Here is a 20,522-nt window from a genome sequence, read left to right as displayed (position 1 = left end):
CCCACCGTGTGCCGGACCGAAGCCGGGTCGTCCGAGGACCGCTTCCCGCAGGATGCCTGCGCGCTCACACAGCGTCACCAATCCAGCCACGCCCAACCGGCAAAGGACCTGCGACGCGCTGCACTAGGAGGCCACGACTTCGAACGGGGCCCCGCGAGCCCCCGGAACCCCCTGATCCGACCCCTAGGGGGATCAGGGGCCCGACCCTCGCCTTCAGCCCTCCGGCGGGGAGAACACCACCAACACCTTGAGCGGCTCGGTGATGTGGTGGAACCTGTGCGGCACTCCGGCCGGCACGTAGACGACGCTGCCGTTGGCCACCGTCTCCGTCTCCTCCCCGACCGTGATCGAGGCCCGGCCGCTCACCACGTAGTACACCTCGTCCTGCCGGTGCGGCTGCTGCGGGTCGCTCTGCCCCGCGTCCAGCGCGTACAGACCGACCGACATGTTCCGCTCCCGCAGGAACTGGAGATAGGCGCCGTCGTTGGCGGCCCGCTCCGATTCGAGTTCATCCAGCCGGAAGACCTTCATCGTTCCTCTACCCCTTGCTCCGTGGTGCCGCGGGATCCGCTGATCTGCCGATGTCCCGCCAGGATCTTCTCTGCAACGATCGGGCACATGACGAATTTCGTAATCAAGACGCTCGCGAACGCGGCGGCCCTGGCCGTCGCCATCTGGTTGCTGGCCGGCATCACACTCGACGACGGCAGCAGCACGGGCCGACGCGCGATCACCCTGATCCTGGTCGCCCTGGTCTTCGGCCTGGTCAACTTCATCGTCAAGCCCGTGGTGAAGTTGCTCTCACTCCCCTTGTTCGTCCTCACCCTCGGCCTCTTCACCCTCGTCGTGAACGCCTTGATGTTGCTGCTGACCTCCTGGCTTGCCAAGCAGTTCGACCTCAGCTTCCACGTCGACGGCTTCTGGACCGCCCTCGTGGGTGGTCTGATCATCTCCATCGTCTCCTGGGCCGTGAACCTGGCCCTGCCCGACAAGAACTGAACGGACGGCCCATGTACCGCGTGTGCTTCGTCTGCACGGGCAACATCTGCCGCTCTCCCATGGCCGAGGCCGTTTTCCGCGCCCACGTCGCCGAAGCGGGGCTCGCCCACCGGATCGCGGTGGACAGCGCCGGCACCGGCGGGTGGCACGAGGGCGACGGCGCCGACCCGCGCGCCATATCGGTGCTGGAGGCCGCCGGGTACGCGCTGGACCACCGGGCCCGACAGTTCCAGGCCTCGTGGTTCGAGCGACTCGACCTCGTCATCGCACTCGACGCCGGTCACCTGCGGGAGCTGCGGGCGCTCGCCCCCACCCCCGAGGACGCCGCCAAGGTGCGGCTGCTGCGTTCCCACGACCCCGATGCCCGCGCCGTGCGGGACGACGGACCGGACGTACCGGACCCCTATTACGGCTCTCTCGACGGTTTCGAGGAATGCCTGGAACTGGTCGAGGCCGCGAGCCCCGGCCTGCTGAACGCCGTACGCGCGGCGGTAAAGGAGCCCAGCCCGTGAACGATCCGCACACCCCCGGAACCGACGGGTACGGCGACGGCACCCGGGCCGTCCGCGCCGGCCTGCCCGAACCCGTCAAGAACGAGCCGACCCTGCCCGGGCCGGTGTTCGCCGCGCACTTCCACCTGCCCGGCGACGTCGAAGGCCCGTACACCTACGGCCGCGACACCAACCCCACCTGGACCCTGCTGGAGAGGGCCATTGGGGAACTGGAGGCGCCCGGCCGCAGCGGTGTCGAGACGATCGTCTTCGCCTCCGGCATGGCCGCGATCTCCGCCGTCCTGCTCTCCCAGGCACGCACCGGCGACACCGTCGTCCTTCCCGACGACGGCTACCAGGCCCTGCCGCTGCTCCGCGAGCAGTTGGAGGCGTACGGAATCCACGTGCGCACCGCCCCGACCGCAAACGAAGCCCAGCTGGCCGAGCTCGAGGGGGCCCGGCTGCTGTGGATCGAGACCCCCTCCAACCCGGGACTCGACGTGTGTGACGTACAGCACCTCGTGGCCGCCGCGCACGCCGGCGGAACCCTGGTCGCCGTCGACAACACCCTCGCCACGCCGCTCGGGCAGCGGCCCCTGGAACTCGGCGCGGACTTCTCCGTCGCCAGCGGCACCAAGGGACTCACCGGCCACGGCGATCTCCTCCTGGGCTACGTGGTGTGCCTCGACCCCGATCTCGCGGCGGCCGTCCGCCGCTGGCGCAAGATCGTCGGTGCGATCCCCGGTCCCATGGAGGCCTGGCTCGCCCACCGGTCCCTCGCCACCATCCAGTTGCGCGCCCAGCGTCAGTGGGCCAACGCCCTGGCCGTCGCCGAAGCGCTCGCCGACCGCGGCGACGTGAGCGGACTGCGCTACCCGGGCCTCCCCTCGGACCCGTCGCACAAGACGGCGGCCCGACAGATGCAGGGCTTCGGCTCGGTGGTCTCCTTCACCTTGGCGGACCGCGAACGGGCGGAACGCTTCATGGCCGCCCTGCGACTGGTCGAGGACGCCACGAGTTTCGGGGGAGTACGGTCCACGGCCGAGCGGCGTGGACGGTGGGGCGGCGACGCCGTGCCGGAGGGGTTCATCCGCTTCTCCGCCGGGGCCGAGGACACCGAGGACCTGGTCGCCGATGTGTTGCGGGCCCTCGACTCCGCCGGTCAGGGCCACTGAACGGCAAGGAGAAGGCGGTCCGAGCCTCCCCCCTGGTGGCTCGGACCGCCTCGGGTTCCATGTGCGAAGAACCACGTCGACAAGGCTAGTTGACTGTCTGTCAGAGTCCAATCACGGTAACGACAGGGGCCTATCGGGATATTTATAGTTGAAGGCCCCCACCGAGAGGGGCCCTCATGGACCTGGCCCTGCTGCGTACCTTCGTCGCCGTGCACCGAGCGGGCTCGTTCACCCGCGCCGCCACGCTCCTCGGGCTGTCCCAGCCGGCCGTCACCTCACAGATACGCACCCTCGAACGCCAACTGGGGCGACCGCTGTTCCACCGCCGCGCCCGGGGAGTCACCCCCACGGCCGTCGGGGACGAACTCGCGCACAAAGCCGCCCCGCACCTGGACGCGCTGCTCCGGATCGCCGAGACCGAACGGGAGGCAACCGGGGGCTTACGCACGCTGCACGTCGCCGGGCCTCCCGAGTTCCTGAGCCTGCGCGTGCTCCCCGCCCTCACACCGCTGGTCGGTCAGGGTCAGACCCTGCGCACCGCCCTGAACCCCGACGCCGAGGAGAACCTCGACGGCCTGGCCTCAGGACAGCACGACCTCATCGTCACGACAGCTCGGCCGCGCGGCTCCCTGTTCACCGCCACCGCCCTCTGCGACGAGGAACAGGTCCTGGTCGCGGCTCCCTACTGGGCCGCACTCGTCGATCCGGAACCGCTGCGCGAGAAGGGGGCCGGCGCGAGCGCCGCCCTCGACGGCATCCCCGTGGTCGAGGTCCACGAGAGCCTGCCCCTCGTCACCCGCTACTGGGCCGCCGTGTTCGACAGCCTGCCCGACACCGCCGCCACCGTGATCGCACCCGACCTGAGGGCGGTGCTGGAGTGCGTCCGCGCCGGCGCGGGACTCGCCGTCCTGCCCCGCTACCTGTGCCAGGACGCCCTCGACAGCCGTCGGATCGTCTCGCTGCTGGAGCCCGCCGTGCCACCCCTGCGCACCTGGTTCCTCGTCGTACGCACCGGGAGCCTGGCCCTCGCCCATCTCGCCCGGGCCCACGACCAGCTCCTGCACTCGGCCGCGGACTGGTGAGCCGCTCCGCCCGGAACCGTCCGTTTCCCGGGCCCGCGTTTCAGAAGCGGAAGTCTGGGCCACTCTTCTCCCATGACCGAACGCCCCGTGGTCAAACGCACCGCCCGCGCGATCCTGCTCGACGGTGACGACCTGATCCTCATCAAGCGCACCAGGCCCGGCGTCGACCCGTACTGGCTCACCCCAGGCGGTGGAGTGGAGTCCTCGGACGCCACCGTCGTCGACGCCCTCCATCGCGAGGTCCACGAAGAACTCGGTGCGAAGATCACCGATGTGGTCCCCTGCTTCGTCGACACCGTCGAGCACATTGCCGATGGTGGCGTCACCGGCGTGAAGGTGCAGCACTTCTTCGTCTGCCACCTCGAATCCATGGACCCGGACCAACGCCACGGCCCCGAGATCGACGAGCCCGAAGGTGAATACGAGATCGTCCGCGTGCCGTTCAGCCGGGTCGGCATCGCCGCCGTGCATCTCGTCCCGCTGTCCCTGCGCCACTACCTCGACGGCAACATCGAAGGCGTGCGCGCCATGCACGCCGCCGACCTGGGCTGAGCCCCTCGACGAGCCGGCAGGCGTCCCGCGGTCTCAGCCCCCGACGCCCGCCAGCTCCTCCACGGCGTCGTAGCGGATCCGCTCCCCGGGAATCCCGATCCGCTTGAGCGCGTCCACACCACTGCGGATCATCGCGGGCGGGCCCGAGATGAACGCGTCGTACGAACTCCACGGCCCGTGCTCTCCGACCGCCTGCGGCAGTTGTCCGTCCAGCCCGCCGCCGATCACGGGACGCACCGACAGCCAGGGGTGCGAGCGCTGCAGTCCGAGCAGGGTGTCCTTGTCGTACAGGTCGTGATCACTGCGCGCACCGAAGAAGACCTCCATCGGGCGTCGTTCCCCGTGTTCGGCCACGTCCTCGATCAGTGCCTTGATCGGGGCGATCCCCGTACCGCCGCCCAGGCACAGCATCCCGTTGTCGGTCGTGTGGTCCACCACCATCGAACCGGCCGGAGGGCCCAGGCGCAGCACGTCGCCCGGCCGGGCGTGCCGTACCAGGGCGTTGGAGACCCAACCCGCCGAGACGGCCTTGACGTGGAAGGACAGCAAGCCGTCCGCGCGCGGGGCGGAGGCGAAGGAGTAGTGCCGCCACACCCGGGGCCACCACGGGGTCTCCAGGCTCGTGTACTGCCCGGCGACGAACGGATACGGCTGGTCGGGCCGGACGGTCAGCACCGCGATGTCCGAGGTGCGCAGGTCGTGGGAGACCACTTCCGCGTGCCACCAGGCCGGTGCCTTGATCTCGTCCTCGGACGCCGCGTCGATCATGATCTGGGAGATCGCCGTGTACGCCCGCACCCACGCAGCCTCGGTCTCCGGCCCCCACGTCAGCTCGGCGTAGCGGGCCAGGGCACCCAACAGCGCCTCGCCCACCACGGGATAGTGGCCCGCCATCGTGCCGTACTTGCGGTGGCCGGTGCCCAGGCGGCGCAGATACGGGCCGAGCACATCCGGGTCGTCAATGTGCTCGGCGGCGGTCAGCAGGGCTTTCAGCAGGCGGTCGCGTTGGGTGTCCATGGCCACGGGGAACATGCCCCGCACCTCGGGGTGCCCGGTGAACACGAGGGCGTAGAAGTACGAAGTCACTCGGTCGGCGACGGGCGCGATCTCCGCCAGGGTCCGGCGGATGAGCACGGCATCGGGGGACGGCTCGACCTCACCTTCCCCGGACGGTATCCGGCCCGTCCGCCGTCTTGCCGATCTGGTGGACGGAGCGTCCATGCGGTGCCTCGCTTCGAGAATCTCGGTAGGTCTGCACACGCCACGGCCTCGAATCCGTGGTTCCGGGCTTCACAGCGTGCCGGCCACCCAAGAGCACTGCGCGGGAATGGGGAAATTCCGAGTCTCGAACCCCCTTTCCCCTTAAGATGCCTGAACTCCCGGGCGCGGCGACCCCAGAAGCTGGTAAGCCTCGCGGAGATCCCGACCCTCATAGACGTACGTCGCGCGTTCCGCCAGATACGGCCTGGCATTGACCGCCACGGACCTCGGCACCGCCTCGAAAAGCACCGCGTCGGTCAAGGAATCCCCGTAGGCCACGCAGTCACTCCGGGTCACCCCGAACCGGGCGCACAGTCGGTCCGCGACATCGACCTTCAGCTCGGGCGTCAGGATCCCCGCCACATCCAGGGGCCGGGTGAACGGCACCTCCGGATAGAGCGAGCCGTGCGCGGCGTCCGCGCCCCACTCCAGCAGCAGTTCCACGAAGAAGGACGGTGACAGGGAGATCACCGCGCAGTGGTCCCCGCGCTCCCGGATCTCCTGCCAGACCTCCCGGATCCCCGCCAACCACGGCGAACCGTCGAAGGCGGCCCTGACGTGCTCGGACGTCAATCCCGACCACAGCGCGTGGGCGGCGACGGAAAACTCGTGCGGTCCGATCTCACGCGCGGCGAACGCTCGCTCAAGCTCGGCGATCTCCTCGCTCACGCCGAGTTGCCGGGAGATCTCCACCGGCGCGGCCGACCCGTACATCAGGGTTCCGTCGAGATCGAAAAGGTGGAGAAGCTTCATAGCGGTCGAGGCTAGCCGGTGTGTTTCACGTGAAACACCGTGTTTCACGTGAAACGAACTCCGTCGTCGCCGGAATCGCGCCACGTTTCACGTGAAACATCGAGCCGTTTCACGTGAAACATCCGCGCCCGGCCCGGACGGCACCGCTCGCCGGCGCCCGCTCCCGCGCTCCGCGTCCTCACGTGAGCCGATTCCCGGAATCCTCTGGACTCCCCACCGACTCATGATCCAGTCTGGTCGGGTGACACCACCACAGCTCACCGACCTGCCGATCCGCGCGCTGGCCATGGACGATCTCCGTCGCTGCGCCGACCTCTCCGAGGACCGCGGCTGGCCCCGCGAGGAGCACAAATGGGGGCTGCTCCTTGCCGCCGGGGACGGCTACGGCATCGACGCCCCCGACGGGCGCGGCCTCGCCGCGGCCTGCGTGGTCACCCGATACGGCGGTACCTCGGCCGCACCGGACCTCGCCGCCATCGGCATGGTCCTCGTGGCCGACCGGTACGCACGTCAGGGCATCGGCCGCCGCCTCATGACGCACGTCTGCGACCACGTTCTCCAGGGCATCGCGCTCACCCTCCACGCCACCCCCTACGGCCGACCGCTCTACGAGGAGCTCGGTTTCGACACCACGGGCCGCGCCGAGATGTTGACGGGCACCTTCCGTGCGGAGCCGCCGACGGCCAGGGGTTCCGGCGCCGGAAAGACCTCGATCAGGCCCGCCACCGCCGAGGACATCGGGCGGATCATCGGGCTGGACAGCGAGGTGTTCGGCACCGATCGCATGCACATGATCACGCGGCTGCCCGCTTTCGCGGATCGACTGCTCGTCGCCGAGGACGGCTCCGGCGAACTCATCGGCTACGCGGCCCTCTGGCCCAACATGGAGACCCATGTCATCGGCCCGTTGATCGCCCGGGACACCCTCGTGGCCCAGTCGCTCGTGACAGCGCTGGCCGCCACCACCGAACGCCCCCTGCGCACCGATGTCGACGTTCGCCACAACGAGCTCCTCGCCTGGCTGAAGGACCGCGGACTCGCCTCGATCGCCTTCAACGCCGTCATGACCCGCGACATCCCCGGTCTCCCCGGTGACTGGGCCCGGCGCTGGGCACCGCTCACCGTCGCCGCGGGCTGAGGAAGGAACCACCACACATGACCGACACCCCCGCCGAACTCACCATCAGGGCGGCCACCGAGGCCGACCTGCCTGCCATCGTCGCCATGCTCGCCGATGACCCGCTGGGGGCGACCCGTGAGTCCCCGGACGATCTCGCCCCGTACATCGCGGCCCTCAAGCACATCGACGGCGACCTCAACCAGCGGTTGGTGGTCGCCGTACGCGAGGACCGGGTCGTGGGCACGCTCCAGCTCACCATCGTCCCGGGACTCTCCCGCAAGGGAGCCTCGCGCTCCATCATCGAAGGCGTGCGCGTCCACGCCGACGAACGCGGCAGCGGTCTGGGCACCCGTTTCATCGAGTGGGCGATCGAGCAGTCCCGTCTGGACAACTGCCAGTTGGTCCAGCTCACCTCGGACGTGACGCGGGTCGACGCCCACCGCTTCTACGAGCGGCTCGGGTTCACCGCTTCCCACGTCGGATTCAAGCTCCAACTCTGACGGACCGGACCGGACCGGACCGCACCGAATGGCCGGGCCGTCCGCGGCGGTCCGGCCTACGATCGGGAGGATGAGCCCCAGCCTCCCCCTCGTCACCACCGCCGAGCGCCGCCACCGGCTCGGCCGTCGGCACCGGCTGGCTCCCTCGGCCCGCGCCACCCGCGTGCACGAAGCCGCGGACGCCGTCGTGGCCCTGCACGCCACCGACGCCGCGACCGTGTTCCTGTCGGCCCGCGCCCGCCTCACCGGGGTGGGTGCCGCGGCCGTCGAGCAGGCGCTGTACGAGGACGTGAGCCTCGTACGGCTGCTGAGCATGCGCAACACGCTCTTCGCCGTCTCCGCCGAGCTGGCCCCTTACGTGGACGCGTCCACGGCCCGGGGGATCGCCGCCAAGGAGCGCCGCACCTTCCTCAAGCACCTCGACGAGGACGGCCAGGGTCTCGACGCGGACTGGCTCGCCCGCGTCGAGATGGCCGCGCTCGACGCCCTCGATCGGCTCGGCCCCTCCACCGGCAGCCAACTCTCCGCGGCCGTGCCCGCTCTGCGGCAGAAGATCACCGTGGGCCGGGGCAAGAAGTACGAGACCGAGACCGGTGTCGCCACCCGCGTCATCAGGCTCCTGGCCGCGGACGGCCGGATCCGCCGTGACCGCCCGCGCGGCTCCTGGACCTCCGGCCAGTACCGCTGGGTCCACACCGACCTGTGGCCGGCCGTGCCGGCCGCCGAGGCGCGCGCCGAGATCGCCCGCCGCTGGTTGCACGCGTACGGGCCGGCCACCGAAACCGACCTCAAGTGGTGGACCGGCTGGACCCTCACCGACGTACGCAAGGCCCTGGTCGTCGTCGGCCCCGACCACGTCCGCCTCGACGACGGCACCGGCGCCCTCGTCAGCCCCGGTGACCTCGGACCCGAGCCGGCCGTCGAGCCCTGGGCAGCGCTGTTGCCCGGGCTGGACCCGAGTGCCATGGGCTGGGCCGACCGCGGCTTCCACCTCGATCCCGCCCACCGGAGCGTCCTGTTCGACTACGCGGGCAACATCGGCCCCACCGTCTGGTGGAACGGCGAGATCATCGGCGGTTGGGCCCAGCGACCCGACGGCGAGATCGTCTGGCGGCTGCTGGGCGATCCCGGCCGCGCGGCCGGTGAGGCGGTCACCACCGAGGCCGCCCGCCTCTCGGAATGGATCGGCGACGCGCGCATCACCCCCCGCTTCCGCACTCCACTGGAACGAGAGCTGGTGGCATAGGTCCGGGGTGCTCAGCCGATGCCTCGCCAACCCTGCGGGTCCACCCCGCCGGGCACCGGAGCCTGGGCGTCGTACGGCTCCCGCGTGAACACGAAGGAGCCCAGGTCGAGATGGCTCACGGAACCGTCCGCCCCACGTACCGCCCGGAGCGTCTCCCCCGCGTAATAGCCGTTGAGGCCCGTCCAGCTCCCGTCCGACTCGGCGCGGAAGCGAGCGGTACGACCCGTCGTCCCGACCGGTGCCAACTCCAGGATTCCGTCGGCGGTCAACCGGACCACCTGGGCCGAGGTACCCCAGTACCAGGGGCCGCAGAGGTCCAGCGCCACCGGATCGGCCTCGCGGAAGGGCCGCCACGGCTCCGGGAACCGGGGCTCCGCCTCCGCCACGATCGCCACCAGGTCCACGGCCACCGTCGTCGCCGACAGGCCCGACGTGCAGTTGGCCAGCACCACCGCCGCCACGTCGTCCGTCTCGCTCAACCACAGCCCCGCGACGAAGCCGGGCAGCGACCCCCCGTGCCCCACGAGTCTGCGCCCGGAGCCGTCCATCAGCTGGAGTCCGAACCCGTAACCGGGCTCGGCGACACCCTCCGTCGGGGCGGCCGATGTACGCATCTCCCGCAGCGACTCGCTGCTCAGCACCCGCTCGTCACCCCGCACGAGGAACATCGCGAACCTGGCCAGGTCCCGCGTCGTGGACCAGAGTTGGCCCGCCGAGACCATCAGACCCAGGTCCTCCGACGGTTCGGGCATCATCACGTCCGCCCACGGATGGACCGCCCAGCCCCCCGCGTGCGGAGCCTTCGGCGCCGCCGTCGTACGGTCCAGCCCGAGCGGCTCCAACACCTCGGCCCGGAGCGCCTCCTCCCACGACATCCCCCGCAGGGCCTCCACCAGGGATCCCAGCAGCGTGTAGCCCGGGTTCGAGTAGTGGAACCGGGTGCCGGGCTCGTGGAGCAGGGGCCGCTCTCCCAGGACGTCGGAGAGCCCAGGGCGCAGGGCGGCCGGAGTCCGCTCCCACCACTCACCCGGTGTCTCGGCGGCCAACCCCGCGGTGTGTGCCAACAGTTGCCGCACCGTCACCTCGCCGACACCCGTCCCCGGCAGGTACTTCTCCACCGGATCCCCGAGGCTCAGCAGACCCTCGTCCCGCAGCCGCATCACCAGCACGGCGGTGAACGTCTTGGTGATCGAACCGATCCGGTACTGCACGTCCCCATCGGGGCCATGGCCCTCGACACTCGTACGAGACCCCTCCCAGACCACCTCACCACCCCGAGCGACGGCCGCCACGACCGAGGGGGCGCGCCCGTCGCGCTGGGCGACGGCGATCCGGTGCCTCAGCGCGCGTCGGGTGGCGGCAAGCAGTTCCAGGTCTTTGGAAAAAGTGTCCATGATCCTCAGGCTCTCAGGCCATGCGCCCCGCGTGCGCGTCATTTCCCGTGCTCCCGCTCCACCGGCCGACACACCTTCCGCCCGGTAGGTCACGCGGCGCTCGTGCGGCCGACCGCAAGGACCGACCGCACGACCGACCGCCACGATGTGGAAAACCCCGAACCCGCCCTCACCGCTTCGGATCTGCACGTGGTGATGTGCCGTGCGATGTGCACCATTACCTGTACGCGGTGCTGAGCTGCGCCGTCGATGGGGAGTCGAACCCCCGCGTTGCTCTCCACGCGCCAGGCGTGGGCCGGAAAACCGCCGGCCCTCGGTGTGTGCACGCCTCCGAAGCGACTACCTGCTCCACATCGCCCTCACTCGCCGGACCCGCTCAGTCCAGCAGGTCGACCGCCCAGTTCGCCCGCTGGATCCGCACGTCCAGCTCGCGAATGTCCCGGGCCAGGGCGTCCGCCCGGCCGCGCAGTTCGGCGACCGGGAGCGCGGAGAGCATCATCAGCTCGGAACGGAGCTGGCGGCCGTATCCCCGTTCGCCCGTGCCCGCCGCCGCGTCCGCCGCGGCGTTGACCACCGAGTGCCGCAGCCGCAGGACGTCCCGGCGCGCGAGCGCGTCGGTGATCGTTCCGTCAGGTCCCATGTCCGCTGCCGCGTTGGTCCGGTTGATCCGCCGGATCAGCGCTTCGAGGGCGTCCAGTACCTCGCCGGTCTCGGCCAGCAGCCGCGCCGCGTCCTCGGCGGGCGTCTCGCCCTCCTGGTACCGCGCGTTGCCGACGACCCGCGCGCGCAACTGCTCCACGCGACGCGTGGCCTCAGCGCGTTCCGCCAGTGCCTCTCCGAGCTTCACCGTCCGCACCTCCCATCGTTCACGAGTTCGGGCGATCATACGTTGCCCCGGTTCATACCCATCTGGAATTTTCCCGGGTGGATATTCCCAAGTGACGGCGAACCTCTCGGCATCGGCGGGAGACTCGGGCGGTGACTTCGAACTCTGCCGACCCGAGCTGCCGCGAGCCGTCGCCCATGGAGCCCGATCCGTATCCGGACCTGATGTCCGCCGGCGGCCTCGCCGCAGCGCTGGAGGCGGTGGCCGCCGAGCTGGCGCTCCCCTGGGGTCCGGTCCTGGTGAAGGAATCGGATCCGTTGCGATCCGCGGGCGTCGCGAGCGAGGTCGTCGGCCGGGAGACGTGCTGGGTCACGCTGGGTTCCGCGGAGCGACAGTTCATCCTCAGTGGGTGGTGCAGGGGAGTTCGACTGATCTCGGGCTCGACCCCGGACCTCGCGGAGATGGCCTTGGCCCTGGAGGGTTGGCGAAACGGCGCGACGCTCGGGGAGATCCACGAGGCGGCCCCGTTCGTCACGGTCACCGAACTGGCACGGGCACACGAACGCGGCCCCGCCGACGCCGTCGCCGTCGGGTGGCGCCTGCTCCTGGAAGGTCTGCGGCGAAAGGAAGACCTGTTCTACTACGCGCGATCGACCCTGAGGATCGCCGAGGCCGCTTACGCCGAACCGAAGTTGCGCCGGCTCTATCCGTTCACCAGCCACCGGTCCCTGCACTTCACGACGTGCGTCGGGATTCCGTACTCACGGGACGTACCGCACGTCGATCCCCTGAGCGACGGCCGGTACCGGGTGTACGCGCCGTCCCGCCGGAGCGTGATCGGCGAGGCCCACACCCCGGAGGCAGCCGTCGCCCTGGTGGTCTCCGGCCTGCCGGCCGGCTGCGGACCTGCGGTCGCCGGCACATCCGGGGATCGGTGACGGCAGACGACACCGGCGACAGGTGTCCGCTGGGACGCCGGGGGAACGGCGGGGACGAGCCCGCCGCACCCCTGCGGATCACGTGTTGGCCATGTCCACGAAGCGCGAGTAGTGACCCTGGAAGGCCACGGTGATGGTGGCGGTGGGGCCGTTACGGTGCTTCGCCACGATCAGGTCCGCCTCGCCGGCACGGGGAGACTCCTTCTCGTACGCGTCCTCGCGGTGGAGCAGGATCACCATGTCCGCGTCCTGCTCGATCGAGCCCGATTCACGCAGGTCGGAGACCATCGGCTTCTTGTCGGTGCGCTGCTCGGGACCACGGTTCAGCTGGGAGAGCGCGATGACCGGCACCTCGAGCTCCTTGGCCAGCAGCTTCAGGTTTCGGGACATGTCCGAGACCTCCTGCTGACGGCTCTCGGGGCGGCGCGAGCCACCCGATTGCATCAGCTGGAGGTAGTCGATGACCACGAGCGACAGGTCGGCGCGCTGCTTGAGCCGGCGACACTTCGCCCGGATCTCCATCATCGACAGGTTGGGGGAGTCGTCGATGTACAGCGGCGCGGCGGACACGTCCGGCATGCGGCGGGCCAGCCGCGTCCAGTCGTCGTCGGTCATCGTGCCCGAGCGCATGTGGTGCAGCGCCACGCGGGCCTCGGCCGAGAGCAGGCGCATCGCGATCTCGTTGCGGCCCATTTCGAGGGAGAAGATGACGCTCGGCAGGTTGCTCTTGATGGAGCAGGCGCGGGCGAAGTCCAGCGCGAGCGTCGACTTGCCCATGGCGGGTCGGGCCGCGATGACGATCATCTGGCCGGGGTGCAGGCCGTTGGTCAGCGAATCCAGGTCGGTGAAGCCGGTCGGAACTCCCGACATCTGGCCGCTGCGCGAACCGATCGCCTCGATCTCGTCGAGGGCGCCTTCCATGATGTCGCCGAGCGGCAGGTAGTCCTCGGAGGTGCGCTGCTCGGTGACAGCGTAGATCTCGGCCTGGGCGCTGTTGACGATCTCGTCCACATCGCCGTCGGCCGCGTATCCCATCTGCGTGATCTTCGTGCCGGCCGCGACGAGGCGCCGCAGAACGGCTCTCTCGTGGACGATCTCGGCGTAGTACTCGGCGTTGGCCGCCGTCGGCACGGACTGGACCAGCGTGTGCAGGTACGAGGCGCCGCCGACCTTGCTGATCTCGCCGCGCCGGGTCAGCTCCGCGCCGACCGTGATCGGGTCGGCCGGTTCGCCCTTCGCGTACAGGTCGAGGATGGCCTGGTAGATGGTCTCGTGGGACGGCCGGTAGAAATCGTGGCCCTTGATGACCTCGACCACGTCGGCGATGGCGTCCTTCGAGAGCAGCATGCCTCCAAGCACCGACTGCTCGGCGTCGAGGTCCTGCGGCGGAACGCGCTCGAAGCCGCCGCCCCCACCGTCCCAGGAGCCTCCCTCGCGGCTCTGGTCCTGCTGGTCGTCCCCGCGGCCGCGACCCTCTCCCTTACGGCGCGAGCGGGCGGGCAGACGGTCACCTGGACCGCTGTCGGCCCAGGGGTCGTCCATGGGCTCGGGCATGCTCACCGGGCCGCCTCCTCCCGTCCGCTGCGCGGACCTCGCCGTGTCACTCTTTCTACGACACGGCTCTGACATTTGGGGTACCCGAATCGGCTGTCGGCACGTCGGGGCAACGCACCACGGTAGGGCCGCGAGCGACCTCAGCCAATCTTGTTATCCACAGGGTGTGTGGATGAGATGTGGACGACGGCGCCAATGCTGTGGGTAACTGCCTCCAAGCTGTGTACGGACCGGGGGACGACGCTGTGGACAAAATCACCCGACCACCCCCCACACCCACTCTGAGCTGCGATTTCTTGCCGATCTAGCCGTGGGGAAGAAATTTCTTCGCCACTGTCTCAAGATCGCCCCCAATGGGGTGGGAAGAACACCCAAGTCAGCGCTTCGGTAAGGATCCAAAGACCCTTGCATCCATTACCTGTGGAAGATTAGATTGAGCACATGACACAGGCCTCCACAGCGCCGAAGGCTGCGCCGAGACGACACGACCGCGAGATCCTCGCCTTGGCAGTCCCCGCGTTCGGAGCCCTCGTCGCCGAACCCCTCTTCCTGATGGCCGACAGCGCCATCGTGGGACACCTCGGCACACCTCAGCTGGCCGGTCTGGGCGTCGCCGCCGCCCTGCTCACCACCGCCGTGAGCGTCTTCGTCTTCCTCGCCTACGCCACCACCGCGGCGGTCGCCCGCCGGGTGGGCGCGGGGGATCTCCCGGCGGCGATCCGCCAGGGCATGGACGGCATCTGGCTCGCGCTGCTGCTGGGCGCCGCCGTCGTCGCCGTCGTCCTGCCTGCGGCCCCCTGGCTGGTCTCCCTCCTGGGAGCCTCCGACAACGCGGCCCCGTACGCGATCACCTACCTGCGGATCTCCGCCCTCGGCATTCCCGCGATGCTCATGGTGCTGGCCGCCACCGGTGTCATCCGCGGCCTCCAGGACACCCGCACCCCGCTGTACGTCGCCATCGGCGGGTTCACGCTCAACGGCGTCCTGAACGTCGCTCTCGTCTACGGGGCCGGTTTCGGCATCGCCGGCTCCGCCTGGGGCACGGTCATCGCCCAGTGCGCCATGGCCGCCGCCTACCTGGTCGTGGTGGTGCGGGGAGCCCGTCGGCACGGCGCCTCCCTGCGCCCCGACCCGGCGGGGATCCGAGCCTGCGCGCAGGCAGGTGTACCGCTGCTGGTCCGCACGCTGTCGCTGCGTGCGGTCCTGATGATCGCCACCGCCGTGGCCGCGCGGCTCGGCGACGCCGACGTCGCCGCCCACCAGATCCTGCTCTCCCTCTGGAGCCTGCTCGCCTTCGCCCTGGACGCCATCGCGATCGCCGGTCAGGCGATCATCGGCCGCTACCTGGGAGCCGGGGACACCGAGGGTGCCAAGGCGGTCTGCCGGCGGATGGTCCAGTGGGGGATCGTCGCGGGCATCGTCCTGGGACTGCTGGTCGCCGTGGCCCGCCCGGTCTTCATCCCCCTGTTCACCGGTGACACGGCGGTCGAGTCCGCCCTGATGCCCGCGCTCCTGGTCGTGGCGCTCTCCCAGCCGGTGTCGGGCATCGTGTTCGTCCTGGACGGAGTCCTGATGGGGGCCGGAGACAGCCGCTACCTGGCCTGGGCCATGCTGCTGACCCTCGCCGTGTTCGCCCCGGCCGCTCTCCTCGTCCCGGCCCTCGGAGGAGGCCTGACGGCCCTCTGGTGGGCCATGGCCCTGATGATGCTGGTCCGCATGGTGACGCTCCAGCTCCGCGCCCGCTCGGGCCGCTGGCTGGTCGCCGGGGCCACTCGCTGAGCCACCGGCCGCCGAGTCCATCAGGGTCCACCGATGGACGGTGTTTCACGTGAAACATCAGCACGCACCGCTTCGCTTGTTTCACGTGAAACCGTGAAACACCGCGTTTCACGTGAAACATCGCGCCGCTCGTCCCCCGCCACGCCCGGCCATTGGCCACAGTGGACGTCCGGAAACGATGAAGGGCCGCACCCCCAAGGGGGTGCGGCCCTTCATGCGCAGCACTTAGGCGGCGACGACCTCGACGCCCACGTTCGCGAGGACCTCGGTGTGCAGACGCACGGAGACCTGGTACGAACCGAGGGTCTTGATCGGCGAGCCCAGCTCGACGCGGCGCTTGTCGACCTTCGGGCCACCCGAAGCCTCGATCGCCGTGGCGATGTCGGACTGCGTGACGGAACCGAAGAGACGGCCGGCGTCACCCGAGCGGGTGGCCAGACGGACCTTCACGCCTTCGAGCTTGGCCTTGATCTCGTTGGCCTGCTCGATGGTCGCGATCTCGTGGATCTTGCGGGCGCGGCGAATCTGCGCCACGTCCTGCTCGCCACCCTTGGTCCAGCGGATCGCGAAGCGACGCGGGATCAGGTAGTTGCGAGCGTAGCCGTCCTTGACGTCAACGACGTCACCTGCGGCACCGAGGCCATTGACCTCGTGGGTCAGGATGATCTTCATTGTTCGGTCACCCTTTCCTTATCGCGCGGTGGACGTGTAGGGCAGCAGCGCCATCTCACGGCTGTTCTTGACGGCCGTGGCGACGTCACGCTGGTGCTGCGTGCAGTTGCCGGTGACGCGGCGGGCACGGATCTTGCCGCGGTCGGAAATGAACTTCCGCAGCATGTTCGTGTCCTTGTAGTCCACGTACACGGTCTTGTCCTTGCAGAACGCGCAGACCTTCTTCTTAGGCTTGCGCACAGGCGGCTTCGCCATTGTGTCTCTCCTGTGTGATCAAGAAGTGGGGGTTCGAGCTGCCCTAGAAGGGCGGCTCGTCCGAGTAGCCACCGCCGGAGCCGCCGGAGCTTCCGCCCCAACCGCCCCCGCCGCCGCCCTGCTGCGCCTGGCCACCGGCCGGCGCGCTGGACGACCACGGGTCGTCGGAGGGAGCTCCGCCGCCCTGCGGCGCGCCGCCACTGGGGGCTCCGCCCCAGTTGCCACCGCCGCCACCCTGCTGCTGACCGCCGCCGCCGTATCCACCCTGGCCACCGCGACCGCTGGTCTTGTTGACCTTGGCCGTGGCGCTCTTCAGGCTGGGGCCGACTTCCTCGACGTCCAGCTCGTAGACCGTGCGCTTGACACCCTCACGGTCCTCGTACGACCGCTGCTTCAGCCGGCCCTGCACGATGACGCGCATGCCCCGCTGAAGGGACTCGGCGACGTTCTCCGCCGCCTGACGCCAGACCGAGCAGGTCAGGAACAGGCCTTCGCCGTCCTTCCACTCATTGGTCTGCTTGTCGAAGATGCGGGGAGTGGACGCGACACGGAACTTCGCGACCGCCGCACCCGAGGGGGTGAAGCGCAGCTCGGGGTCGTCGACGAGATTGCCGACGACCGTGATGACGGTCTCGCCTGCCATGGATGAACCTCTCGGCGGGGATTGCTGCTGGGCTGCTGTGCTACTCGGTCCCGATTACCGCTGACCGAAGTTCAGTGGGTCTCGGGGCGAAGGACCTTGGTCCGGAGAACCGACTCGTTCAGGTTCATCTGTCGGTCAAGCTCCTTGACGACCGCAGGCTCGGCCTGAAGGTCGATGACCGAGTAGATGCCCTCGGGCTTCTTCTTGATCTCGTAAGCGAGACGACGACGGCCCCAGGTGTCGACCTTCTCGACCTTTCCGTTGCCCTCACGGACGACGGAGAGGAAGTTCTCGATCAGCGGGGAGACAGCGCGCTCCTCGAGATCGGGGTCGAGGATGACCATCACTTCGTAGTGACGCATGTGGAACCCACCTCCTTTGGACTCAGCGGCCACGGTCGTTCCGTGGCAGGAGGGTCGTGATGCGTACGCACGGCATCCACAGAGCAGACACCGCGCAGACCGTACAGACTACCTGCTCGACTCCTTCCGGTTGAAATCCGGCGGGAGAGGGCCACACTCTGTATGCATCGGGTGTGCTCGGTGCTATGCCCCCGGCTCCGCCGGAGGAGGCCCCGCAGCACCGCTCTGCTTCAGCCAGGAGGTGCCTTCCGATGGCACAGGCAACGCGGCCCCAGTCCGCCATCTCGCTCTTCGCGACCGACGGCAAGCCCCATCCGCTGCAGGACACCCTGCTGGCGGCCACCCTGATCCTCGGCGCCGTGGCGTTCGTCACGGGCTTCTTCGACAATCTGCACCTGCTCAGCTCGTGGACCGGGCTGGTCGGGATCCTCACGGGCGCCTACGGACAGTTCATCTCGGTGACGACACGCGAGCGCTTCGCGCTGATCATCGGGCTTGGCGCCTCGGCCATCGGCTTCTACCTCGGCATGGCGCACGGCGGTCTCTTCGGCGGCTGGCTGAGCTGATCGGGTTACCTCCGCCACAAGGGCACCGGCCGTCGGCGGCCGGTGCCCGGCCCGTCCCCCAGAAGGGTGGTGCCCCCGTCGCAGTAGGCTTCGCGCCATAGCCAGCGAAGCCGCCGGAGGAGCACCCCGCATGAGCCTGTCCCTGAGGACCATCAGCCGAGAGCAGCATCTGGGTTTCCTCCAGAGCCTGCCCTCCGCTAGCCACTGCCAGGTCCCGGCGTGGGCCGACGTGAAGAACGAGTGGCGCTCCGAGAACCTCGGTTGGTTCGACGGATCCGGCGAACTCGTCGGTGCCGCACTCGTGTTGTACCGCCAACTGCCCAAGGTGAAGCGGTACCTCGCCTACCTCCCCGAGGGCCCGGTCATCAACTGGTACGCCCCGAATCTGGAGGAGTGGCTCCAGCCGATGCTGAGCCACCTCAAGCAGCAGGGCGCCTTCACCGTGAAGATGGGTCCGCCCGTCGTCATCCGTCGCTGGAACTCGGCGGCCATCAAGGCGGGCATCCAGGACCCCGACGTCAAGCGCCTGCGTGACGTGGAGGCCTCGGTGATCGAGCCCCGCGCCTTCGAGGTGTCCGACAAGCTGCGCCGCATGGGCTGGCAGCAGGCCGAGGACGGCGGCGCCGGATTCGGCGACGTCCAGCCCCGCTACGTCTTCCAGGTACCGCTGGCCAACCGCTCGCTGGACGACGTCCTCAAGGGCTTCAACCAGCTGTGGCGCCGCAACATCAAGAAGGCCGAGAAGGCCGGCGTCGAGGTGGTCCAGGGCGGCTACGACGACCTGCCGACCTGGCAGCACCTGTACGAGATCACGGCCGAGCGCGACAAGTTCCGCCCGCGTCCGCTCAGCTACTTCCAGCGCCAGTGGACGGCCCTCAACTCCGAGGACCCCAACCGGATGCGGCTGTACATCGCGACGCACGAGGGCGAGCCCTTGGCCGCGGCCACGATGATCACCGTCGGCCAGCACGTCTGGTACTCGTACGGGGCGTCCGCCAACCACAAGCGCGAGGTGCGGCCCTCGAACGCGATGCAGTGGCGCATGCTCCGCGATTCGTACGCGCTCGGCGCGAGCGTCTATGACCTGCGCGGCATCAGTGACACGCTGGACGAGAACGACCACCTGTTCGGTCTGATCCAGTTCAAGGTCGGCACGGGCGGCGAGGCCGTCGAGTACGTCGGCGAGTGGGACTTCCCGCTCAACAAGGTGCTGCACAAGGCGCTCGACATCTACATGTCCCGCCGCTGACCCGCACTTTCGCCCCACCCCCATACACAGCACCGCTGTACCAAGCGGCTTTCCAGAGAGGCTCCGGACGGGCATGGCGCTCACGCTCTACGTCGACACCGCGCGCTGGCGTGCGCACCAGAAGCAGGTCGCTGACCGGTTCCCCGGGTTGATCCCGGTCTGCAAGGGCAACGGCTACGGCTTCGGCCACGAGCGGCTCTGCGAGGAGGCGACCCGGATGGGCGCCGACATCCTCGCCGTCGGGACGACCTACGAGGCCGCGAACATCAAGGACTGGTTCGGCGGTGACCTGCTCGTCCTCACCCCGTTCCGGCGCGGCGAGGAGCCGGTGCCGCTGCCGGACCGGGTGATCCGCTCGGTGTCCTCCGTGGACGGGGTCCGCGGTCTGGTCGGCGCCCGCGTGGTCATCGAGTGCATGAGCTCGATGCGCCGCCACGGAGTCTCGGAGCAGGACCTGGGCCAGCTCCACTCCGCCATCGAGGACGTCCGCCTGGAGGGCTTCGCCCTGCACCTGCCGCTGGACCGCCCCGACGGCTCGGACGCCGTCGAGGAGGTCATCGGGTGGATGGATCGGCTGCGCGCGGCCCGGCTGCCGCTGCACACCATGTTCGTCAGCCACCTCAAGGCCGAGGAGCTGACGCGGCTCCAGCAGCAGTTCCCGCAGACCCGTTTCCGGGCCCGCATCGGCACCCGACTGTGGCTGGGCGACCACGAGGCGACCGAGTACCGCGGCGCCGTCCTCGACGTCACCCGCGTGGCCAAGGGCGAGCGGTTCGGCTACCGGCAGCAGAAGGCCGCGTCCGACGGCTGGTTGGTCGTCGTCGCCGGCGGTACGTCGCACGGAGTGGGTCTGGAGGCCCCCAAGGCCCTGCACGGGGTGATGCCGCGTGCCAAGGGCGTCGCGCGCGCGGGTCTGGCCACCGTGAACCGCAACCTGTCCCCGTTCGTGTGGGCGGGCAAGCAGCGCTGGTTCGCCGAGCCGCCGCACATGCAGGTGTCGATCCTGTTCGTGCCCTCGGACGCGACCGAGCCGAAGGTGGGCGACGAACTGGTGGCGCACCTGCGGCACACCACCACGCAGTTCGACCGGGTGTTGGACGCCTGAT

General features: G+C 69.6%; 23 protein-coding genes. 13 read left to right on the top strand and 10 right to left on the bottom strand.

Annotation, left to right across the window (positions count from 1 at the left end; translation table 11 throughout):
- Positions 1–213: 213 nt before the first annotated feature.
- Positions 214–531 carry a cupin domain-containing protein gene (locus OTB19_RS16830; protein WP_267799043.1) on the bottom strand — a complete coding sequence of 106 codons (318 nt, stop codon included), beginning with the start codon at positions 529–531 and terminating at the stop codon, positions 214–216.
- Between the two features lie 87 nt (positions 532–618).
- Here OTB19_RS16830 and OTB19_RS16825 point away from each other — a divergent pair, with 87 nt between their 5' ends.
- From OTB19_RS16825 to OTB19_RS16805, 5 genes are all read left to right on the top strand, one after another.
- A complete protein-coding gene (locus tag OTB19_RS16825; RefSeq protein WP_267799042.1) occupies positions 619–999 on the top strand; it encodes a phage holin family protein in 381 nt (126 codons plus the stop codon).
- An 11-nt stretch (positions 1,000–1,010) separates the two neighbouring features.
- Complete coding sequence (locus tag OTB19_RS16820) at positions 1,011–1,511, top strand: low molecular weight protein-tyrosine-phosphatase (protein ID WP_267799041.1); 501 nt, start codon at positions 1,011–1,013, stop codon at positions 1,509–1,511.
- The gene (locus OTB19_RS16815) at positions 1,433–2,665 is read left to right on the top strand and encodes a cystathionine gamma-lyase (protein ID WP_420716849.1); all 1,233 of its coding nucleotides are present in this window, start codon (positions 1,433–1,435) and stop codon (positions 2,663–2,665) included. Before OTB19_RS16820 ends, OTB19_RS16815 begins: the two co-directional genes overlap by 79 nt.
- Positions 2,666–2,841: 176 nt before the next feature.
- The gene (locus OTB19_RS16810; RefSeq protein ID WP_267799039.1) at positions 2,842–3,747 is read left to right on the top strand and encodes a LysR family transcriptional regulator; all 906 of its coding nucleotides are present in this window, start codon (positions 2,842–2,844) and stop codon (positions 3,745–3,747) included.
- Positions 3,748–3,819: 72 nt separating this feature from the next.
- On the top strand, positions 3,820–4,299 hold the full coding sequence (locus OTB19_RS16805; protein WP_053683995.1) for an NUDIX domain-containing protein: 480 nt from the start codon (positions 3,820–3,822) through the stop codon (positions 4,297–4,299).
- A 33-nt stretch (positions 4,300–4,332) separates the two neighbouring features.
- Here OTB19_RS16805 and OTB19_RS16800 read toward each other — a convergent pair whose 3' ends face one another.
- Entirely contained in the window at positions 4,333–5,520 is a 1,188-nt protein-coding gene (locus OTB19_RS16800; protein WP_420716848.1) for a globin domain-containing protein, read from the bottom strand.
- Positions 5,521–5,661: 141 nt separating this feature from the next.
- Entirely contained in the window at positions 5,662–6,312 is a 651-nt protein-coding gene (locus tag OTB19_RS16795) for an HAD family hydrolase (RefSeq protein WP_267799038.1), read from the bottom strand.
- 241 nt (positions 6,313–6,553) lie between these two features.
- Between OTB19_RS16795 and OTB19_RS16790 the strand changes: the two genes are divergently transcribed.
- The 3 genes from OTB19_RS16790 to OTB19_RS16780 all read left to right on the top strand — a co-directional run bounded on the left by OTB19_RS16790 (position 6,554) and on the right by OTB19_RS16780 (position 9,178).
- Entirely contained in the window at positions 6,554–7,450 is an 897-nt protein-coding gene (locus OTB19_RS16790) for a GNAT family N-acetyltransferase (protein ID WP_267799037.1), read from the top strand.
- Positions 7,451–7,467: 17 nt separating this feature from the next.
- Positions 7,468–7,932, top strand: coding sequence for a GNAT family N-acetyltransferase (locus OTB19_RS16785; protein ID WP_267799036.1), 465 nt, complete (start codon positions 7,468–7,470; stop codon positions 7,930–7,932).
- A 70-nt stretch (positions 7,933–8,002) separates the two neighbouring features.
- Entirely contained in the window at positions 8,003–9,178 is a 1,176-nt protein-coding gene (locus OTB19_RS16780) for a winged helix DNA-binding domain-containing protein (RefSeq protein WP_267799035.1), read from the top strand.
- Between the two features lie 11 nt (positions 9,179–9,189).
- On the opposite strand, the gene OTB19_RS16775 is transcribed toward OTB19_RS16780, so the two are convergent.
- Positions 9,190–10,572: a serine hydrolase domain-containing protein gene (locus OTB19_RS16775; protein WP_267799034.1), complete on the bottom strand. Its 1,383-nt coding sequence runs from the start codon at positions 10,570–10,572 to the stop codon at positions 9,190–9,192.
- Between the two features lie 376 nt (positions 10,573–10,948).
- Positions 10,949–11,419, bottom strand: coding sequence for a DIP1984 family protein (locus OTB19_RS16770; protein ID WP_267799033.1), 471 nt, complete (start codon positions 11,417–11,419; stop codon positions 10,949–10,951).
- A gap of 131 nt (positions 11,420–11,550) precedes the next feature.
- Here OTB19_RS16770 and OTB19_RS16765 point away from each other — a divergent pair, with 131 nt between their 5' ends.
- Positions 11,551–12,336: a DUF6193 family natural product biosynthesis protein gene (locus OTB19_RS16765; protein ID WP_267799032.1), complete on the top strand. Its 786-nt coding sequence runs from the start codon at positions 11,551–11,553 to the stop codon at positions 12,334–12,336.
- Positions 12,337–12,414: 78 nt separating this feature from the next.
- On the opposite strand, the gene dnaB is transcribed toward OTB19_RS16765, so the two are convergent.
- The gene (gene dnaB / locus OTB19_RS16760; RefSeq protein ID WP_267799031.1) at positions 12,415–13,896 is read right to left on the bottom strand and encodes a replicative DNA helicase; all 1,482 of its coding nucleotides are present in this window, start codon (positions 13,894–13,896) and stop codon (positions 12,415–12,417) included.
- Between the two features lie 435 nt (positions 13,897–14,331).
- Here dnaB and OTB19_RS16755 point away from each other — a divergent pair, with 435 nt between their 5' ends.
- A complete protein-coding gene (locus OTB19_RS16755) occupies positions 14,332–15,669 on the top strand; it encodes an MATE family efflux transporter (protein WP_267799030.1) in 1,338 nt (445 codons plus the stop codon).
- Positions 15,670–15,894: 225 nt separating this feature from the next.
- Here OTB19_RS16755 and rplI read toward each other — a convergent pair whose 3' ends face one another.
- The 4 genes from rplI to rpsF all read right to left on the bottom strand — a co-directional run bounded on the left by rplI (position 15,895) and on the right by rpsF (position 17,601).
- A complete protein-coding gene (gene rplI / locus OTB19_RS16750; RefSeq protein ID WP_053683975.1) occupies positions 15,895–16,341 on the bottom strand; it encodes a 50S ribosomal protein L9 in 447 nt (148 codons plus the stop codon).
- An 18-nt stretch (positions 16,342–16,359) separates the two neighbouring features.
- Positions 16,360–16,596, bottom strand: a complete 237-nt coding sequence (rpsR, locus tag OTB19_RS16745; RefSeq protein WP_003956534.1) for a 30S ribosomal protein S18 — start codon at positions 16,594–16,596, stop codon at positions 16,360–16,362.
- A 43-nt stretch (positions 16,597–16,639) separates the two neighbouring features.
- A complete protein-coding gene (locus tag OTB19_RS16740; protein WP_267799029.1) occupies positions 16,640–17,239 on the bottom strand; it encodes a single-stranded DNA-binding protein in 600 nt (199 codons plus the stop codon).
- Between the two features lie 71 nt (positions 17,240–17,310).
- Complete coding sequence (gene rpsF, locus OTB19_RS16735; RefSeq protein ID WP_004950685.1) at positions 17,311–17,601, bottom strand: 30S ribosomal protein S6; 291 nt, start codon at positions 17,599–17,601, stop codon at positions 17,311–17,313.
- Between the two features lie 251 nt (positions 17,602–17,852).
- Here rpsF and OTB19_RS16730 point away from each other — a divergent pair, with 251 nt between their 5' ends.
- The 3 genes from OTB19_RS16730 (at position 17,853) to OTB19_RS16720 (ending at position 20,521) form a co-directional block, all read left to right on the top strand.
- The gene (locus tag OTB19_RS16730; protein ID WP_053683972.1) at positions 17,853–18,167 is read left to right on the top strand and encodes a hypothetical protein; all 315 of its coding nucleotides are present in this window, start codon (positions 17,853–17,855) and stop codon (positions 18,165–18,167) included.
- A 130-nt stretch (positions 18,168–18,297) separates the two neighbouring features.
- On the top strand, positions 18,298–19,416 hold the full coding sequence (locus tag OTB19_RS16725) for a lipid II:glycine glycyltransferase FemX (protein WP_053683970.1): 1,119 nt from the start codon (positions 18,298–18,300) through the stop codon (positions 19,414–19,416).
- 73 nt (positions 19,417–19,489) lie between these two features.
- Positions 19,490–20,521: an alanine racemase gene (locus OTB19_RS16720; protein WP_267799028.1), complete on the top strand. Its 1,032-nt coding sequence runs from the start codon at positions 19,490–19,492 to the stop codon at positions 20,519–20,521.
- Position 20,522 lies beyond the last annotated feature (1 nt).

This window comes from Streptomyces sp. H27-H5 (assembly GCF_026627505.1).
Classification (GTDB): Bacteria; Actinomycetota; Actinomycetes; order Streptomycetales; family Streptomycetaceae; genus Streptomyces.
The sequence above is the reverse complement of the archived record's forward strand: the minus strand, read 5'-3'. Positions and strand labels throughout refer to the sequence as shown.

What these genes read in the sequence shown, in the direction of transcription:
- OTB19_RS16815 (WP_420716849.1), top strand. Translation starts at nt 1,433, where the DNA reads ATGCCTGGAACTGGTCGAGGCCGCGAGCCCCGGCCTGCTGAACGCCGT.
- OTB19_RS16820 (WP_267799041.1), top strand. Translation starts at nt 1,011, where the DNA reads ATGTACCGCGTGTGCTTCGTCTGCACGGGCAACATCTGCCGCTCTCCC.
- OTB19_RS16785 (WP_267799036.1), top strand. Translation starts at nt 7,468, where the DNA reads ATGACCGACACCCCCGCCGAACTCACCATCAGGGCGGCCACCGAGGCC.
- OTB19_RS16725 (WP_053683970.1), top strand. Translation starts at nt 18,298, where the DNA reads ATGAGCCTGTCCCTGAGGACCATCAGCCGAGAGCAGCATCTGGGTTTC.
- OTB19_RS16755 (WP_267799030.1), top strand. Translation starts at nt 14,332, where the DNA reads ATGACACAGGCCTCCACAGCGCCGAAGGCTGCGCCGAGACGACACGAC.
- OTB19_RS16800 (WP_420716848.1), bottom strand. Translation starts at nt 5,520, where the DNA reads ATGGACGCTCCGTCCACCAGATCGGCAAGACGGCGGACGGGCCGGATA.
- rpsR (WP_003956534.1), bottom strand. Translation starts at nt 16,596, where the DNA reads ATGGCGAAGCCGCCTGTGCGCAAGCCTAAGAAGAAGGTCTGCGCGTTC.
- OTB19_RS16795 (WP_267799038.1), bottom strand. Translation starts at nt 6,312, where the DNA reads ATGAAGCTTCTCCACCTTTTCGATCTCGACGGAACCCTGATGTACGGG.
- OTB19_RS16730 (WP_053683972.1), top strand. Translation starts at nt 17,853, where the DNA reads ATGGCACAGGCAACGCGGCCCCAGTCCGCCATCTCGCTCTTCGCGACC.
- rpsF (WP_004950685.1), bottom strand. Translation starts at nt 17,601, where the DNA reads ATGCGTCACTACGAAGTGATGGTCATCCTCGACCCCGATCTCGAGGAG.
- OTB19_RS16810 (WP_267799039.1), top strand. Translation starts at nt 2,842, where the DNA reads ATGGACCTGGCCCTGCTGCGTACCTTCGTCGCCGTGCACCGAGCGGGC.
- OTB19_RS16830 (WP_267799043.1), bottom strand. Translation starts at nt 531, where the DNA reads ATGAAGGTCTTCCGGCTGGATGAACTCGAATCGGAGCGGGCCGCCAAC.
- OTB19_RS16780 (WP_267799035.1), top strand. Translation starts at nt 8,003, where the DNA reads ATGAGCCCCAGCCTCCCCCTCGTCACCACCGCCGAGCGCCGCCACCGG.
- rplI (WP_053683975.1), bottom strand. Translation starts at nt 16,341, where the DNA reads ATGAAGATCATCCTGACCCACGAGGTCAATGGCCTCGGTGCCGCAGGT.
- OTB19_RS16775 (WP_267799034.1), bottom strand. Translation starts at nt 10,572, where the DNA reads ATGGACACTTTTTCCAAAGACCTGGAACTGCTTGCCGCCACCCGACGC.
- OTB19_RS16740 (WP_267799029.1), bottom strand. Translation starts at nt 17,239, where the DNA reads ATGGCAGGCGAGACCGTCATCACGGTCGTCGGCAATCTCGTCGACGAC.
- OTB19_RS16720 (WP_267799028.1), top strand. Translation starts at nt 19,490, where the DNA reads ATGGCGCTCACGCTCTACGTCGACACCGCGCGCTGGCGTGCGCACCAG.
- OTB19_RS16825 (WP_267799042.1), top strand. Translation starts at nt 619, where the DNA reads ATGACGAATTTCGTAATCAAGACGCTCGCGAACGCGGCGGCCCTGGCC.
- OTB19_RS16805 (WP_053683995.1), top strand. Translation starts at nt 3,820, where the DNA reads ATGACCGAACGCCCCGTGGTCAAACGCACCGCCCGCGCGATCCTGCTC.